The sequence below is a fragment of the Alistipes sp. Marseille-P2263 genome (assembly GCF_018101075.1).
Taxonomy (GTDB): domain Bacteria; phylum Bacteroidota; class Bacteroidia; order Bacteroidales; family Rikenellaceae; genus Alistipes; species Alistipes dispar.
Window position 1 is genome coordinate 239,852 of the sequence record NZ_JAGQEJ010000003.1, and the last position, 17,259, is coordinate 257,110.

Genomic DNA, 17,259 nt, shown 5'->3' on the forward strand with positions numbered 1-17,259 from the left:
TCCGGGCAGAACGCATTCCGGTCCGGCGATTCGGCGTTATCTTTGCCGGACAACCGGAAAGACGATGGACAGAGAGAAAAATACGGACGGAACAAGCGCCGCTCCGGAGACAACGGACGGAGAAATGCCCGGAAGGATATTTTCCGGAGATGCCGCCAGGACCGGAGGGAATGCGGCCGGGGAGGAGTTCGAAGAGCTTTTCGCCCGGCTGGCCCGCTCGGAGTTCCGCAGCCGGTTCCGTCTCGGACCTGCGGAGGCGGCCTATGCCGAACGCAAAGGCGCGGAGACGCTGCGCCGCCATGCGGAGGACTTCGTGCGCACACGCCTCGCCCCGGCCGTCATCCCCAACGACGGCCGGCAGACGCCCATGCGGGGACACCCCGTGTTCATCGCCCAGCACGCCACGGCCTGCTGCTGCCGCAAATGTCTCGAGAAATGGCATCGCATCCCGGCGGGCCGGGAACTGAGCGCCGCGGAGCAGCGGTACGTCGTCGCGGTGCTGATGGTCTGGATCGGACGGCAGCCGCTCCGGCAGGCCGGGACGAACCGCCCCGTCCGATAGCGAGATGCCGCACGATATGCCTCAACGGAAGATCATACACGTGGACATGGACGCCTTCTACGCCTCCGTCGAGCAGCGCGACAACCCCGCCCTGCGGGGACGTCCGATCGCCGTGGGACACGACGGTCCGCGGGGCGTGGTCTCCACGGCCAGCTACGAGGCGCGCCCCTTCGGCGTGCATTCGGCCCTCCCCTCCGTCACGGCGCGGCGGCTCTGTCCGCAACTGATCTTCGTGCCGCCCCGCTTCGAAATCTACAAGGCCGTTTCGCAGCAGATCCGGGCCGTATTCCGCGAATACACCGAGCTGGTGGAGCCGCTGTCGCTCGACGAAGCGTTTCTGGACGTCTCGCACCTGCGCTCGGCGACGCTCGCCGCGCGCGAGATCAAGGCCCGCATCCGCCGCGAAACGGGTCTCACGGCCTCGGCGGGCGTCTCCGTGAACAAGATGCTGGCGAAAATCGCCTCGGACTACCGCAAACCCGACGGGCTGTTCACCATCGCCCCGGAGCAGGTCTCCGGATTCGTCGCCGGACTGCCCGTAGAACGCTTCTTCGGCATCGGCGAAGTCACGGCCCGGAAGATGCACGCCCTCGGCATCCGCACGGGAGCCGATCTCGGGCTGTGGGACGAAGCGGCCCTCGTGCACCACTTCGGCAAGGCCGGGCACGCCTACTACGGCTACGCCCGGGGCATCGACGACCGCGCGGTGACACCCAACCGCATCCGCAAGTCGCTCGGCGCGGAGACGACCCTCCCGGAAGACACCGACGACCGGAAACGGTTGATGCTGGAGCTGGAGGGCATCCGCGAAGAGGTCTGGAACCGGCTCCAGCGGCACGAGTTCCGGGGCAAGACCGTCGTGCTGAAACTCAAATACGCCGACTTCCGGCAGATCACCCGCTCGAAGACGCTCCCGGCGGCCGTCGAGTCCGCCGACACGCTACGCCGCGTCGCGGAGGAGCTGCTCGCAGCCGTGGATCTCCGCGGACGCAGAGTCCGCCTCATCGGCCTCACGGTGGGCAATTCACCGGAGGCATGCGCCGACTGCGTACAGTTGCGGTTCGACTTCGGAGAGTGACCGAAAGAGAAAGGTCTTCCGGCCGGGAAGCAACCGGGAACCCCCGGGAAACGGCCGGAATCCGAAACCGTCCCTGCCGGACATCCCGTCAGAAAACGGCATCGGGCCCTGCCGCGATAGTGCGGCAGGGCCCGATGCGCGAAATCCCTTCGCCCTGAGCAGCGGTCCGCCAGATCAGCGGTCCGCAGGCACGGCAGCGAAACCGGACACACCGGAAGGAACGGGTACGGATGCGGACGCCGGGACGGAACCGGACGAGCCGCCGGGCGCCGAAGCCGGCGCGGATACGGCGGACGATACGGAACGGGGCGCTGCGTCCGGAGCGGAATGCGGCGCAGGCTCCGGCGCGGGATACTCCGAACGGCGGTCGCCGCAGACGCTCTGCGCCACGCGCACCAGGTCGATGAACTCGCGGCGGTAGCCCTCCGGATCGTTCCCCAGTCCGAGCTGCGCCAGACGGATCACCTCGTCCCACGTCGCCCCGCCCCGGAAATCGGAGAGGCGGAGCAGTTGTCCGTACATGGCCACGGCCGCCGCGAAGGCGAAGTCGCCCGTCAGACGCTCCCGCCCGTCATCGACCAGTTCAGCCTGCATCAGGCGGCTGCGGCGCTCGCCGGGGAGCTTGTAGCGGACCTTCACGGCCAGCGTCTCGGACGAGGGAATCGTCACCACGGGCACGCCCCGCCGTCCCTGATAGCGCAGGGCGTCCACCGTGCCGGCCGGATGCTCCTCGACGCCGACGGGAATCAGCTCGTAGAGCGCCGTGACGCAATGCCCGGCACCGATCTCGCCCGCATCCCTGCGGTCGTCGTTGAAATCCTCGCTCTCCAACAGGCGGCTCTCGTACCCCACCAGCCGGTAGGAGGCGACCAGCGCCGGATTGAACTCCACCTGCATCTTGACGTCGTGCGCCACGGCCCACGCCGTCGCGCCGAACTCGCGGAAAAGCACCTTCGCCGCCTCGCGCATGTCATCGACATAGGCGTAGTTGCCGTCGCCCCGCTCGGCCATGAGCTGCATCTTCCGGTCCTTGTAGTTGCCCATGCCGTAGCCGAGCACCGAAAGCCGCACGCCCGACTGTTTGCGCTGCCGTTCGATGAGCGCCCCCATCTCGTCGTCGGACGAAGGCCCCACGTTGAAGTCGCCATCCGAACAGAGGACGATGCGGTTGTTGCCGCCGGGGATGAAGCACCGCCCGGCCACCTCGTAGGCGCACTCCAGCCCGGCGCCACCCGCCGTCGAGCCGGAGGCCGTCAGACCGTCGATCACATCCTTGATGCGCCGCCGCTCGCTGCCCGGCACGTTCTCCGACACCACCCGCACCCCGTCGGCATAGGTCACCACCGAAACGCGGTCCCCGGGCCGCAGGTTGTCCGTGAGCATCTTCATCGAAGCCTGCACCAGCGGCAACCGGCCGGTCATCGAGCCGGAAACGTCTATGAGGTAGATGAAATTCGAAGGCGGAATCTCCGCGGCCGGAATCTCGCGGGCACGCAGCCCGATGCGGACCAGCCGGTGCGACGGCTCCCACGGACACGGACCCGCATCGACGACGAGCGACAGCGGATCCTCCCCCTCGGGAGCGGGATAGTCGTAGGAAAAGTAGTTCAGCAGCTCCTCGATGCGCACGGCATCCGGCTCGGGATGGCGTCCCGAGGCGAGCTTGCGGCGGCAGACGGCATAGGAAGCGCCGTCGGCTTCGAGCGAGAAGGTCGAAAGCGGTTCCTGCAGGGCGGAGCGGAAGCGGTTCTCCTCGTAGTGCGCGTACTCCTCCCTGCCGGGCTGCACGAACGGCAGGGCCGCCGACCCCGCGCGACGACGGGAGAGCCCCGCGACCGGTCCGGCGGCGTCCTGCATGCCGGACACCTCCACGACGCACTCTTCAAACACCGCCTCGGCGGCCGCTTCCAGCACGACGTCGATCCGCGTGCGGCGGCCTACCGGCTCCTCGGCCGTTCGGAACCCGACGAAGGAGAAGCGGAGCGTGTCGCCCGGCGCGGCCCCGATCTCATAGCGGCCGTCCGGGCCGGTCACCGTGCCCCGGGAAGTATGCTTGACGACGACCGAACAGCCCGCGAGCGGGGCGTTGTCGCCGGCGGACACGACCCGACCGGCCACGGTGTGCGACTGCGCCGCCGCTCCCAGCGGCAGCAGGCAGGCGAGCAGGAAAGGCAGACTTTTCATAGGACAAGTAATTTAGGCCCTTCCAAGTTAGCGAAAAACGGGCGGAAAAACAAATTTTTTCCGCCCGCCGGTCACTTCGCCGTCCGAATCCGCGCTACGGCCTCCGCCGCCCGCGCATAGAGATCCGGCAGGTCCACCCCCGGGATGCGGCGGTTCTCGACCACGATCCGGCCGCCGACCATCACCGTCTCGACGTCCGACGCCTTGCCGCAATAGACCAGATTGGCCACCGCGTCGTTCACGGGCTGCAAGTGCGGCTTTTCCAGATCGACCACGATCAGGTCGGCCAGCGCCCCTTCGCGCAGCACGCCCAGCTCCCCGTCGGAGCAGCCCATCGCCCGGGCCCCGTTCGCCGTAGCCAGCCGCAGCGCCTCACGGGCCGGAAGCGCGCAGGGATCGCCTGTCGCGGATTTCTGGAGGAAGGCCGCCGTGCGCAGCTCCTCCCACATGTCCAGGTCGTTGTTCGAACAGGGACCGTCCGTGGCCACCGTCACCGTCACCCCTTCGCGCAGCATCCGCGCCACGGGGGCCACGCCGCTCGAAATCTTCATGTTGCTCTGCGGGTTGTGCGACACCGTGACGCCGCGCGCGGCGAGGACCGCGATGTCCTCGTCCGTCACGTGGACGCAGTGCGCTCCGATCGTACGGGGAGTCAGCACCCCCAGCCGGTCGAGGTGGCCGACCGGCGTGGCGCCGTAACGTTCGCGCACGATGCGCACCTCGTCCTGCGTCTCGGCGACGTGCGTCATCAGCAGCAGCCCGTGGCGTTCGGCCAGCTCGCGGCCTCGCACGAGGTTTTCGGGCGAAACCGTATAGGGGGAGTGCGGCGCGACGGCGATGCGCACGCGGTCGCTGCCGGCGGCCAGCCGCACGGCCTCCCCGATCCGGGGCAGCACCTCGTCGATGTTGCTGTCGAAGTAGTTGCACCCCAGCACGGCACGGATGCCCAGCCGCTCGGCCACGCCGACGCAGCGGTGCTGGAAATAGTACATATCGACGAACGACGTGACGCCGCCCAGCAGCATCTCGACGATGCCCAGCTCCATGCCGAGCGCCACGTCGTCGGGCGTCTGGCACGCCTCGAAAGGCCAGATGAATTCGTGGAGCCACCGCATCAGCGGAAGGTCATCGGCCCGGCTGCGCTGCAACGTCATGGCCGCGTGGCAATGGGTGTTCACCAGCCCCGGCATGACCAGCCGCCCCCGGCAGTCGATCTCCCGCAGGCCGGGATGCGCCGCGCGGAACTCCGCCGCGGCCGATTCGTCGGGCGACACCAGCGCGATGCGGTCGCCCGCGACGCCCACCGATCCGGTGAAGGTGTGCGGCCCCTCCGCGGAGGAGGTCATCGGCAGCACCGTCGCATTCGAAAAAAGCGTAGCCATATCAATGTTCCGTTTTCGTTCTGTTCCGTCTCTCTTTCGCCTTCCCGGAGCGCTCCCCGTCGATCGAGTTGCCCTGCACGGTGATGATGTCGCGGCCGTCCGCGGAGTTCGAGTAGATCTGGATCACCTTGTTGAAGACACCCGGCTCGCTCTTGTGCGGCTCATAGACGACGCGGATCACGCCCGAATCGCCCGGCGCCACGGGCCGCTTCGGATACGAAGTCTTCAGGCACGAACAACTGGTCATGGCGCGCAGGATGACCAGCGGCGCCGTGCCGTCGTTCGTGAAACGGAATTCGTGGACCAGGTCGCCGCCCTTGCGCGGCACGTCCCCGAAATCGTGGGTCGGATGCTCCAGCGCGAGGTGCGCGCCTTCGGGTTTGCGGGCCTCCGCCGCCGCGAAGAGCAGGCAGGCGGAGAGTATCAACAATACTCTTTTCATAACGCGATTATCTGTTCATCGCCCGACAGCCGCCGCATCCGGCGCCGTCGGGCGTCCGTCCCGGAACCGTGTCCGGAAACGGGGATTCACTCCATGCGGAAAATATAGGTGATCGTACCGCCCTGCACCGCCGCACGGCTCTCCGTGAAGCGGGCCTTGCGCGCCGCGGCGACGGCGGCCGCGACCAGCGCGGCGTCGCTTTCGGTCGAACCCTTCGGCTCGAAGGCCGCGCCCGTGACCTTGCCCGAGGCATCCACCGTCACGCGGATCACGATCTTGCCGCTCTTGTTGCCCGGATAGGCCGGTTTGGGCAGACTGCCCACCAGTCCGCGCCCCTGAAGCCCCTTGTCGAGCTGGTCCAGCCCGTCGGGATTCAGTCCGGGACCGCTGCCCGAAGCCTTGTCCTCGCCCTCCGGAGCGCGGGGGTTGCCGGCATTGTCCGGCTCGTCCGCACCGCCCTTGTTCATCCTGAAAAGCGCCTTGGGGTTGGGCGTCTGCGTCACCTCGTCCTTGCCGGCGACCTGCGCCGTGCGCTCCTCCGGCGCGGCGACGTCGTGCACGCGCGGCTCGTCGGCCGTCTTCACGGGCGGCCGCGGAGGCTCGGGGGCGGGAGGTTCGGTGAAGTCCACCAGAATCGTGTCGCCCGGCTTGTCCGGCGCCGGCGCGAAGTCGAACGACACGACGGCGAACGACACCGCGAAAAGCAGCGCGTAAGCCCCCGCGGCGATCATCGCCCACCGTCGAGGATTCTTATTGTCGGGATCGTAATAATACATAACCGTAATTTCACCAATATTTCGGAAACGTCTTTCGCCGCCTCGCGGCACATAAGCTCCCGCCGGGGAAGGGATTCGGGGCGGGGCCGGATTCGCAAACGCAGCCGCAGGCCGCGGATGCAACCGACCGGTCCGCAAACCCGCCCGGCTATCTCGGAGTCGTCGCCAGGATCAGCTTGTAGTTGTTGTCCTTGGCCACGTTCATCACCTTCACCACCTCGTCCACCGCGACGGTCTTGTCGCAATGGAGCGACACGGTGGGCTCCTTCTGCCCGTCGAGGCGCGTCCTGAGCGTCCGCTCCACGCCGTCGATCGAGCCGACCTCCTGCATCTCCACGTAGTAGCGGTACTTGCCGCGGCCCGAATCCTGAATCGAGACGGTGGTGATCGCCTTGTCCTTGAGCTGGTTGGAACTTTTCGGCAGCATCAGTTTCAGGGCGTTGGGGTTGATCAGCGTCGTGGCGATCAGCAGGAACAGCAGCAACAGGAACATCAGGTCGGTCATGGACGAAGCCGAAAACGACTTATCGACTTTCGAACCGTGTTTGATTGCCATAATACCTTATTTTTGAACGGGTTGATTCAGAATATCCATGAAGGCGATCGAGTTGGCCTCCATCTGGAACACCAGCTTCTCGATGCGCGCCACGAGGTAGTTGTAGCCGAAGTAGGCCGGGATGCCGACGATCAGACCGCCCACCGTGGTGACCATCGCCACGTACATGCCGCTGGCCAGCAGCCCGAGGTCCACCGTGCCGCCCGCCGCCGACATGTCCATGAAGGTCTGCACCATGCCGAGCACCGTACCCAGGAAACCGATCATCGGCGCGCCGCCGGCGATCGTGGCCAGGAACGGCAGGCCGTTCTCGAGCTTCGATACCTCGAGGTTGGCGACGTTCTCGATGGCGGCCTGCACGTCGCCCATCGGCCGTCCGATGCGCTCGATGCCCTTTTCGATCATGCGGGCGATCGGCGTGTCGGTCTTCCGGCAGAGATTGACGGCCGTCGAGATCTTGCCGTCGGAAATGTAGTCGCGGATGCGGTTCATGAAGTTCATGTCCAGCACCGACGCCTTGCGGATGGCCATGAAACGCTCCACGAAGATAAAGATCGTCACGCCGCCCAGCGCCAGCAGCGGCCACATCAGCCAGCCGCCCTTCACGAACAACGTCCACAAGCCCATGCGGGTCTCCTCACTTACGGCCACCGCTTCGGCAGCCTGCAAAAATGTCATCATAACAGATCTGAAAATTTATTTGAATTTGTATTTAGTTTGCAACCTTTCGTCCGTCGTCCGCGCTCCGCCGCCGCGGCTCCCGGCAGGCCGTATTCGCCTCCGGCCGCTGCCCCGCCTCCGATCCCGGAGAACCGCCGTCCGGCGAGGCCGCCGTCCCTGCGGGAAGGCGGAATGCGGCAGGCGCCTCCGCCGGGTCCGTTCCTCCCGGCGGACAGGGCGTCTCCGAAGCGCCGCCCCGCCCCGCCGGCAGCCACGAATAAAAATCCCCGTCCTCCGCGGGATTCGGTTCGTCGCACTCTTCGGGCCGCGGATCGTCGTCCGGAGACGTCGCAGCGGCCCGTTCGGCGGCGCGCGCCGCCCGCCGGGCCTGCCGCCGGGCCCGGCGCTCCCTGTTCGTGAAACGCGCCCGGATACGCTGCCGCAGGTCGCGCAGATTGTCGAAATCCTCCTTGAAATAGATACCGATGCCGGTCTCCTGAAGGCCCTGGTTCTCGTCGAAGCGGTCGATGGTCTGCGTGAAGGCCTTCAGCTTGAGCGTCCCCGCCGGGTCGATCAGGTAGGTGATATAGGCTTCGCCCATGAAGTTGGACATGGAGCCGTTCACGGCCTGCTTGTTGTCGAGCAGGTAGTTGCCCTCGACTTCGACGAACAACCGGTCGTTGATCAGGCTCTTCGAAATGCCGAAGTCCACCTCGTCGCTCGCCTGCTCCGACCTGGGCCGGTAGCCGATCCGGAAATCGTAGCCGAGCGACGAGAACCAACTGCTGACCATGTTCGAGAGAAACTCCATGCCCGTGGCGGCCGATACCGAACTGCCGATATTGGAGGAGGCCAGCGACGAGCTCTCGGCCATGAAGCTGTTGAACAGCAGCAGGTAGGCGAACTGCGTATCGACCGTCTCGGGCGTCGAGAGGGCGTTGGCCACGACCGTCTGCGTCTCCGGATCGGACCCGGGCACGCGGACGTCGAAGCCGATGCTCGGATTCGAAAGCCGCTCCCCGAGGTGGATGACGCACTCGACGGGAACCGAGCGACTGCCCCCGAGGTTGTCGGTCGTGCCTTGCAGAAGCGGCTGCAACGACGCCTTGAGCTTGTACACGGCGTCGATGTCCAGCAGGGCGTCCATCGGCGCTCCGGTCCACTGGATCGAGGAGCCGTTCTCGATGGTGAACCGCTTGCTGATGATATTTTGCAGCGAGAGCTGGAAGCTCCCTTCGGTCAGCGTGTAGTCGCCGTAGATTTCGAAGATGTTCGAACGGGGGTCGATCTGCAAGTTCAGCGTCCCCTCGCCGCGGGCCTTCAGCGTATTGCCCGCCAGCGTCAGCTCGACGTCCGCATTGGGCCGCACGTCGAGCGCCAGGGCGACGTTCATCCGGCCGGCGGCGGTCTGTTTCTGGCGGTGGCGGCGTTCGAAGGTCAGCTTGCGGCGCGCCACGGCGTCGAGCGTGTCCTTCCTCTCGGGCCGCTCGAAAACCACGAAATCGGCGTTGGCGATGTTCGACTTGCCCGACAGCGGCAGGAAGAAGTCCGAATCGTCGTCCGTCGAGGCCGTGATGTCCATGTTCACCACCCCCTTGCGGCCCGTGATGCGGGCGTCGCCGGTGGCGTGGACCCGGCCGTAGAAGGTGTCGTTGTCGGCCTCGGTCGTATTGAGCACGAGCATCCGCTGCGGCGCCACGCGCACGTCGAAGGTGATGTTCGACAAGTGCGTCAGATCGAGGTCCAGATCGAACCGCCCGCGGTTGCCCTGCGCGTCGAAAACCGGAACGCCGGAGGCCCGGAAGCGGTTGTTGCGGACCGTCACCGTCGCCTCCGGCATCGTATAGGGAACCTGCGTGTAATCGACCGTCGTGCGGAGGTCCCGGACACGCACCTCGCCCCCGAGGTCGGCCTTCCGTCCCTCGCCCTGCAACACCAGATCGGCCGAGGCGCGCCCCGCCGTTGAGGAGATCACCCCCGAGAGCAGCGGGTCGAGCAGCGCCATGTCGAGGCTGTCGGCCGTCAGACGGGCGTAATAGCGCGCCCGGTCGGGCGCATAGAACCCCCGCACGAGCGTATCGCGCCGAAGACGGTCGGAGACGGTCACCCCCGCCCGGTTGCGCGCGAAGTCCCAGCGCGAAGCGAGACGCAGCGGCGGCGCCGGAATGTCATTGACCCGCACGCTGTCGAAGAGGATGTCGGCCGTGATCTCGGCGCCGCGCAGCACCGATTTCATCGTCGCCGCGCCGTTCGTGCGCCCTTCGATCGCGTAGCCCATGCGTTCGGCGACCTGCGTGAAGGTCGAAAGGTCGAAGTTGCGCAGAGAGAGGGTCACCGAATCGGCGCGGCTGCGCGAAGCCACGCCGTCGATGAGCAGCTCCTGCTCGTCGTTCATCATGAAGAAGCGGTCGATCGACACGTGCGCCGTGTCGATGCGGATCCGGTGCGCGAAGATCTGCCACGTTTTCTCCCCCCGCGTAATGTGCGACGGAAGGATGCGCAGACCGATTACGCGGCCGAAGTCGCCCTCCTCGCTCAGAACGCCCGCGCGGACGCCGATCAGTCCCGAGACCTTGCGCACGGTGTCCATGAAGCCCGTCGAAAGCTGTACGCGCCCCTGCTTCGCACCGCCCGTCACCGAGAGGTGCGGCAGGTGCAGCATCCCGGCGTAGAGGTCCTCGGCCGAGGCATAGACCGTGAGCGAATCGCCGCGGTTCGAAGCATTGACACTGAGGCGTGTAGCCAGCATCCGGCGGCGTTCGACGTATTCGGACGACGCCTTGAACGAGAGCCGGTCGCTCGCCGGGTTGAAGAGCAGCCGCAGCGACGTGCCGTCGGCGATCTGCAATCCCGCGGCCACGGCGTCGGCCACGGGGTTGATATTGCGTATATCGACCGAGAGCAGCGAGAAGTCGTCGGGCGCGGCGGCCACGGCTCCCGGAGTTTCCTCATCGGACGCCCCGCCGCGCAGCACGGGCAGGTAGCGGCGCGCGCTGCGGCGCAGGTACTCGAAGACGGTGCGGTAGCTGGTCCGCGAACGGAACGTGACGTCGGCGAAATCCGAACGCAGCTCGACGAACTTGCCTGCGTCGGAGTTCTCGCCCGTCACCGTGACGTTCGAGGCCTGTATCTCCTTGTCGTTGTAGCGGTAGCGGGCGTCGGAGATCCGGATGCGCCCGTTCAGGTCGTCGAGCGACCGCCCGCCGGCCTTGGCCACGATACGGGCCGAGAGCTGCGAGACGGAGTCGCGGCGGTTGATCCGGAGCCGCGCCAGGTCGGCGTGGTGCAGATGCATCGTGAAGTCGTAACGCGGAACCGAATCGTTGAGGTCCACCAGTCCGAAAAAGTCGAAATCGAGGTTGGGATCGCGGGCCGTGATGCGGCCGTCGAACTCGCGGTTGCGCAGGCGCCCGTCGAGCCGCAGCGAGTCATAGACATAGCCGTTGAAGCCGAAGCGCCCGACGCACCCCTCCACGCGGGCGTCGGCATAGCCGCGCCCCACCACCCCGTCGATCCGGGCCGACAGGGTCGCGTCGCCCAGCAGCTCCCCGTGTCCCGTGAGCTCCCCGAGGCGCACGTCGCGCGCCGAGACCTCGCCCCGGATCGCGCTGCGGCCCTTTTCGAGCGGGCTCATCCGCAGGTCGCAGGTCACGTCGCCCCGCGCCGTCCCGGCCCCCAGCCGCATGTCGAACGACGAGAGCAGTCCCCGGAAACGGGCGTTCAGACGCATGTCGCCCGCCCGGTCCAGCACCGGGGCGAGCGACGCGGGAAGGGACTTTCCGGCGATGCGCCGCGCCAGGTCGTCGGCCGCCGCGGCCGAAGTCCGCAGGTCGGGAATCTCGAGGTCGAAGTGCGTCTTCCGGATGTCGGGAAGCCCCCGCAGCGAAGCCGTGGCCGCGAGCGTCGTGCTGTCGCCGATGCGCATCCGGCGGATCTCGCCCGAGAAGTCCGAGACGACGCCCGCCACCCGGGCATCTATCTCACTGAAAGTCAAATGCCAGTCGCGCAGACGGGGAGCGAAGTAGGCCACGTCGTCGGTCGAAACCTCCGTATCGCGCAGTGCGGCGTCGATGCGCACCTGGCCGAGAAAGTCCCGGTAGTCGGCCCACGAGTTGCCGGCCAGCGAAACGTAGGGAATCCGGATGTCCGACCCGGGCGTCACGATCCGGGCCTGCTCGAAGCCCAGGCAGCCCTGCGTGAGATAGAACCGCCCGGAGAGGTGATCCAGCACGAAGCCGCTCTTCTCGCGCGCCGACAGCGAGGCGACGGTCGTATAGACGGCCTGTCCGTCGATGGTGAAATCGTCCACCCGGGCGTCGAGCCGCGTCAGGTGCAGGTGCGAAAAGTCGATTCCGTAGGGAGGATTGCGCTCCTCGTTCCGGTCGAGGCAAAGTTCCATGTTCTCGATCGAAGCGCTCTTCAGCGAGAGGCGGAACTCGCCCTTCCGTTTCCGGCCGGGATTCGAAAGGCGCGCGACGATCTGTTTGATGTTCATTTCGCCGTCGGGCATCTGGTGCAGATGCAGTCTGGCGTCGGCGATCTCCCCGCGGCTCAGCTCGACGCCCCCGCCCCACAGGCCGAAGCCCGTGACGTAGGCATCCAGACGCCCCACGTAAAGGAGCGTGTCGCGGCCGTAGTCCTCGACGTAGAAATCCTCGACACGCACCTTCGAAAACAGCCCGATGTCCACCCGGCCCACGCGCACGACCGTTCCCAGCCGCTGCGAGACGAGAGCGGCCGCACGGCGCACGGCATAGTTCTGGACGGCGGGAATGTCGAGCAGCAGCGAAAGCGCCACGGGAAGGATTATCAGCAACAAAACCGCCGCGGATAACACCTTTCCCAATATTTTTATAACTTTGCGCAATCGGATTCCCGTATATAACTCGCAAAGTTAACCAAAAAGTTAAAATTACACGTAAAAAACCGGATGGATATTACAATTCTCGGCATCGAATCCTCGTGCGACGACACCTCGGCGGCCGTGTTGCGCAGCAACGTCCTGCTGTCGAACGTCATCGCCTCGCAGGCCGTGCACGTCAAGTATGGCGGCGTGATCCCCGAGCTGGCCTCGCGGGCCCACCAGCAGAATATCGTCCCCGTGGTGGATACGGCGCTCAGGGAGGCCGGCGTCACGGCCGACGAGCTGGACGCCATCGCCTTCACGCGCGGCCCCGGACTGGTCGGATCGCTGCTCGTGGGCGTGTCGTTCGCCAAGGGGCTGTCGATCGCCCGCAACATCCCGATGGTCGAGGTCAATCACCTGCAGGGACACATCCTCTCGCATTTCATCGACCTGCCGGACCGGCAATTGCCCCACCCGTCATTCCCGTTCCTCTGCCTGCTGGTGAGCGGCGGGCACACGCAGATCGTGCGCGTGGACTCCCCGACCCGAATGCGGATCATCGGCACGACGATCGACGACGCCGCGGGCGAAGCGTTCGACAAGTGCGCCAAGGTGATGGGGCTGCCCTACCCGGGCGGTCCGGTGATCGACCGCCTGGCCCGGGAGGGCGACCCGAAGGCGTTCCGCTTCGCACGGCCCCATGTCGAGGGATACGACTACTCGTTCTCGGGGCTGAAGACCTCGTTCCTCTACACGCTGCGCGACGCCGTGGCCTCCGACCCGGGGTTCGTCGAACGCCGCAAGGCCGACCTCTGCGCCTCGTTGCAGACGACCATCGTCGAAATCCTGCTCGACAAGCTCGTGCGCGCCTCGAAGGAGACGGGCATCCGCGACATCGCCATCGCCGGCGGCGTCTCGGCCAACTCGGGCCTGCGCGACGGCATCGCCGAGACGGGCCGCCGGCGCGGCTGGCGCACGTTCCTGCCCGAATTCAAGTTCACCACCGACAACGCCGCGATGATCGCCATGGCGGGCTACTACCGCTACAAGCTGGGCGAAGTGGCCTCGCTCGACGTTTCGCCCGCCGCCCGGCTGGAGAACATGTAGCCGGGCCCATTCACGCCGCACACGGTCCGGATGCTTCGGCATCCGGATTTTTTTCGTACCTTTGCTTCGAAGTCCGCAGTGGCGGACCGGCTTGGCTGCACGGAAAATCTGGTAAATCTGAAATTAATGGAGATTTCTCATATATAATTTACATATAATCAACATTTTACTATTTTCACTCCTTTAATTAAAAAAACAACACAGGAACAAAACAATCAATTAAAGCAAATTCAGACCTTTTCTATTTTCATTAGGTTTCATTCCTTTCACTTGTTTGCACAAGGAATCCGAGCTTTACTGTGAGCAGTTATTCTCTCTGCTCCAAGAGACATTTATTGATAAACATACTTGCAGCCAAAAAAGAAAAACTCCCGATCTCTCTTCAGCCTGTGCTTCCCTTTTATTGGCAACCAAAACCGCTTTTACCGTAATAGCCATAGGCATACTGACAAGCAAATATGCCTATCTAAATATAGTTTACTTTGGTTTAGCTTATATATAGAGCTAATAGACTAAAGTAAACTGAATTTTTTCAGTTTGTTCAACAATGCAGCCAAAAGAAAAATGGCTGTAACCAATAAGTTTTGGCGCAGCCATCTTTTTTCCCTTTGTTTGACTTTACTTTAATGAATATATATAAGATGGGAATAAAGTAAAGCTCGTCTTTTTCTCTTTTCGCTGTATTATACTTACATAGTCTCTACTCAATATTAATGATTCTGATTATATGTCCTTTCAAAAACAAACTCCTGTAGCCACCGTTGAAATGATGGATTATCTTGGTATTCCTTGTAGAGTTCCAACCCTGAAGTCATTGATTTAAGAATAATCGCCATCAATGCTTTGTCGCTTTCAATTCTCGCAACCGCTCTATCAGAATTACGAATTGCATTCTGATAAGCCTCATTTTTAGCAACCTCTTCGGGAATAGCAGCGATTTGTTGGCGGATACGATCTGAATCCGTCCAGGGAATATTTCCGAATCGAGTGTTGAACTCTTCCAAAATCGTTGTCAGCGACTGAAGATTCGGGGATGTAATGCCTCCGCTCCGTCCTACGGGAATGGCTTGGACTTCCGCTTTTTCATTGTCCAAAATAATACGTTGTTCTTCCTGAATCGTATTTTTGTAGCTATTGAAATCCACAGCATCAAGTAACCCTTCTGTATAATCATCTCCTTCCGGAGTCGGCAGCTTGTGAATAAGCAAATTGAGAAAAATACTCAACTTTTCCCATTCCGCACTTCCAAAAGGCAATATGGCAGCCAAGAAGGCATAGGTTCTGATAAAACTTTTGGCACTGCTCTTGAATTTTACCTGTGAATCGGTATTCAAAGTCTTGTAATTCTCGGCACATGTATCCAAAATCGAATCAATCATTTCACGATCCGACGCACCAAGGAACAATCCCACCAAACGTTCGACATCTTCAGCCGTATATACTTGATGTTTTTCCAGTTCGGCAATAAGGTCATTGAGTTTATTAGGGTCGGTTTCCGAAGCTAATTCAGTCGTTTTATAATAACGCTGGAACGATTTTTTAATGTCTTCCGGATTATTGGCAAAATCGAGAACAAATGTGTCTCTTTTTTGGGGATGGGCCCGATTGAGTCGAGACAAAGTTTGTACGGCTTTGATATCCGTCAGAATCTTGTCTACATACATCGTATGAAGCAGAGGTTCATCATAGCCCGTCTGGAACTTATTGGCAACAATAAGAAAACGATAGGGGTCTTTCTTGAAGCGATCTTCGATCTCTGCACTCGGGAATCCATTCAACGAGGCTTCGGTCATCTTTCCGTACTCCTTGTATTTATTTGGCAACTCCTTTTCTCCGGAGAATGCGATTATGGCTTTATACTGGCTTCCTCGTTCTTCCAGCAATCGGCAAAATTCAAAATAGTAATCTATAGCTCGTTCGATACTGCTGGTCACGACCATTGCACGAGCTTGTCCTCCTATTTTCCCTTTGCTGATGACATTCGTATGGAAGTGCTCGACCATAATTGCCGCTTTGTGGTGGATTGTAGTTCGATCACCTTCAACATAGGCACGGAGTTTGGCTTGTGCCTTTTCATTGTCGAACAACGGGTCATCTTCCGTTTTTTTCACAAGTTTATAGAAACTCGATACCGGGGTATAATGCTCCAGCACATCCAGAATAAATCGTTCCTGAATCGCTTGACGCATTGAATAGGTATGAAAAGCCACATGTCGTATTTGCCCGTCAGGCTGCGGTATCGCATCTCCAAACATCTCCAAAGTCTTGTTTTTGGGTGTTGCAGTGAATGCGTAATAATTGGCATTTCGGACCATCCGATGCCCTTCTATAAGTTTGTTGATTTTATCTTCGATATCTTCCTCGTCGTCGCATACATTTCCCGAAACGGCCATATTCATCTTGGCAAACAGGCTTCCCGTCTGGCTTGAATGTGCTTCATCGATAATGATAGCAAACTGTTTGTCCTTATTTTCCGTGCCTATACTCGACAAAATGAACGGGAATTTGTGAATGGTTGTAATAATTATCTTCTTTCCCGCATTAAGTAGCGAACCGAGTGTGGAAGAGTCGTCGGCCCAGCCAACAACGCTCCGCTCCTGCATGAATTGTCTGATTGTATCCCGAATCTGTCGATCAAGATTCACACGGTCCGTAACCACGATAATTGAATCGAAAAAGGTCTTTCCACTTTTCTCCAGTTTGACCAACTGATATGCCAGCCATGCAATCGAATTCGATTTGCCGCTCCCGGCGCTGTGTTGAATCAGATAGCGTTTCCCCACTTCATTCCGAAGGGTATCGGCCAACAGTTTGCGAACCACCGTCAATTGATGATAACGTGGGAAAATCATGGTTTCGCCGACAACCTTGTTCGTCTTCCGATTGATTTTCTCGACCACCTGCGAATAATTCTCCAAAATATTCGACAACGATTCCTTGGTCAGAATCTCTTTCCAAAGATAATCGGTCTTGATGCCATCCAGATTAGGCGGATTGCCAGCTCCACCATTGTTCCCCTTGTTGAATGGCAGGAACCAAGATACCTTACCGCACAACCGTGTACACATTTTCACCTCGTTGTCATCGACCGCAAAATGTATTGCACATCGCTTGAAGTTAAAAATCAACTCCTTCGGGTCGCGGTCATTCATGTATTGATTGACCGCATCATCGACATTTTGTTTGGTTAGTCTGTTTTTCAGTTCAAATGTGGCGATTGGCAAGCCGTTTATAAAGATAGCCAAATCCAAAGCTAATCGGGGAAATTCCTTGGAATAGGTCACCTGCCTCGTGACACTGAAAATGTTTCGGGTATACAACGCTTTCGCCATCGGATTCTGTTCCGAGGGTGTAGAATAGTAAAGGTCGAATTTATAAGCCAGATATCTGAAACCGTTGCGAAGAACGTCGACAATCCCAGCCTCGCCCAATTTCTTGCGCAGACTGACAAAAAATTTGTTCCGCTCATACTCACTATCCAGAATATGTGCGGCTTTCACCTTTTCGGGCTGTGTGGCTTGCAGGAACCGTAATACCCGCCCTTCATCGAGCGCATACTCCTTACTGAACTCGGCAGCCTTGCCGAGCTCGTAACCATTCACATCGACCAGATAGTCGGATATTATCTTCTCCAAACCGGCTTCGCTGATATCTGTTGCCATAATA

The 17,259-nt window shown here is 61.4% G+C and carries 11 protein-coding genes; 3 read left to right on the plus strand and 8 right to left on the minus strand.

The features are described 5' to 3' along the window. Nucleotides 1–64 precede the first annotated feature (64 nt). Together KB554_RS05665 and dinB are read left to right on the plus strand one after the other, a co-directional pair. Complete coding sequence (locus KB554_RS05665) at nt 65–562, plus strand: DUF4186 domain-containing protein (RefSeq protein WP_242116303.1); 498 nt, start codon at nt 65–67, stop codon at nt 560–562. Between the two features lie 16 nt (nt 563–578). Next, entirely contained in the window at nt 579–1,640 is a 1,062-nt protein-coding gene (dinB, locus tag KB554_RS05670) for a DNA polymerase IV (protein ID WP_211035162.1), read from the plus strand. Between the two features lie 174 nt (nt 1,641–1,814). Here dinB and KB554_RS05675 read toward each other — a convergent pair whose 3' ends face one another. The 7 genes from KB554_RS05675 to KB554_RS05705 all read right to left on the minus strand — a co-directional run bounded on the left by KB554_RS05675 (nt 1,815) and on the right by KB554_RS05705 (nt 12,459). Further along, nucleotides 1,815–3,824, minus strand: coding sequence for a von Willebrand factor type A domain-containing protein (locus KB554_RS05675; protein ID WP_211035163.1), 2,010 nt, complete (start codon nt 3,822–3,824; stop codon nt 1,815–1,817). Between the two features lie 71 nt (nt 3,825–3,895). Then, nucleotides 3,896–5,206 carry an amidohydrolase gene (locus KB554_RS05680; RefSeq protein WP_211035164.1) on the minus strand — a complete coding sequence of 437 codons (1,311 nt, stop codon included), beginning with the start codon at nt 5,204–5,206 and terminating at the stop codon, nt 3,896–3,898. Nucleotide 5,207: 1 nt separating this feature from the next. Then, nucleotides 5,208–5,648: a DUF1573 domain-containing protein gene (locus KB554_RS05685; RefSeq protein ID WP_141427675.1), complete on the minus strand. Its 441-nt coding sequence runs from the start codon at nt 5,646–5,648 to the stop codon at nt 5,208–5,210. Between the two features lie 86 nt (nt 5,649–5,734). Further along, complete coding sequence (locus KB554_RS05690; RefSeq protein ID WP_141427676.1) at nt 5,735–6,424, minus strand: TonB family protein; 690 nt, start codon at nt 6,422–6,424, stop codon at nt 5,735–5,737. 148 nt (nt 6,425–6,572) lie between these two features. Then, nucleotides 6,573–6,980 (minus strand): biopolymer transporter ExbD, encoded by a 408-nt coding sequence (locus KB554_RS05695; RefSeq protein WP_141427677.1) that lies wholly within the window; start codon nt 6,978–6,980, stop codon nt 6,573–6,575. A 6-nt stretch (nt 6,981–6,986) separates the two neighbouring features. Beyond that, a complete protein-coding gene (locus KB554_RS05700) occupies nt 6,987–7,661 on the minus strand; it encodes a MotA/TolQ/ExbB proton channel family protein (RefSeq protein ID WP_141427678.1) in 675 nt (224 codons plus the stop codon). 31 nt (nt 7,662–7,692) lie between these two features. After that, a complete protein-coding gene (locus KB554_RS05705; RefSeq protein WP_339328765.1) occupies nt 7,693–12,459 on the minus strand; it encodes a translocation/assembly module TamB domain-containing protein in 4,767 nt (1,588 codons plus the stop codon). A 111-nt stretch (nt 12,460–12,570) separates the two neighbouring features. Here KB554_RS05705 and tsaD point away from each other — a divergent pair, with 111 nt between their 5' ends. After that, the gene (gene tsaD, locus KB554_RS05710) at nt 12,571–13,593 is read left to right on the plus strand and encodes a tRNA (adenosine(37)-N6)-threonylcarbamoyltransferase complex transferase subunit TsaD (protein ID WP_141427679.1); all 1,023 of its coding nucleotides are present in this window, start codon (nt 12,571–12,573) and stop codon (nt 13,591–13,593) included. A 710-nt stretch (nt 13,594–14,303) separates the two neighbouring features. On the opposite strand, the gene KB554_RS05715 is transcribed toward tsaD, so the two are convergent. Next, on the minus strand, nt 14,304–17,255 hold the full coding sequence (locus tag KB554_RS05715; RefSeq protein ID WP_211035166.1) for a type I restriction endonuclease: 2,952 nt from the start codon (nt 17,253–17,255) through the stop codon (nt 14,304–14,306). Between the last annotated feature and the right edge of the window lie 4 nt (nt 17,256–17,259).

Excerpts from the sequence above, each read along its gene's own strand:
- KB554_RS05665 (WP_242116303.1), top strand. The coding sequence starts at position 65 with ATGGACAGAGAGAAAAATACGGACGGAACAAGCGCCGCTCCGGAGACA.
- dinB (WP_211035162.1), top strand. The coding sequence starts at position 579 with ATGCCTCAACGGAAGATCATACACGTGGACATGGACGCCTTCTACGCC.
- KB554_RS05675 (WP_211035163.1), bottom strand. The coding sequence starts at position 3,824 with ATGAAAAGTCTGCCTTTCCTGCTCGCCTGCCTGCTGCCGCTGGGAGCG.
- KB554_RS05680 (WP_211035164.1), bottom strand. The coding sequence starts at position 5,206 with ATGGCTACGCTTTTTTCGAATGCGACGGTGCTGCCGATGACCTCCTCC.
- KB554_RS05685 (WP_141427675.1), bottom strand. The coding sequence starts at position 5,648 with ATGAAAAGAGTATTGTTGATACTCTCCGCCTGCCTGCTCTTCGCGGCG.
- KB554_RS05690 (WP_141427676.1), bottom strand. The coding sequence starts at position 6,424 with ATGTATTATTACGATCCCGACAATAAGAATCCTCGACGGTGGGCGATG.
- KB554_RS05695 (WP_141427677.1), bottom strand. The coding sequence starts at position 6,980 with ATGGCAATCAAACACGGTTCGAAAGTCGATAAGTCGTTTTCGGCTTCG.
- KB554_RS05700 (WP_141427678.1), bottom strand. The coding sequence starts at position 7,661 with ATGATGACATTTTTGCAGGCTGCCGAAGCGGTGGCCGTAAGTGAGGAG.
- tsaD (WP_141427679.1), top strand. The coding sequence starts at position 12,571 with ATGGATATTACAATTCTCGGCATCGAATCCTCGTGCGACGACACCTCG.
- KB554_RS05715 (WP_211035166.1), bottom strand. The coding sequence starts at position 17,255 with ATGGCAACAGATATCAGCGAAGCCGGTTTGGAGAAGATAATATCCGAC.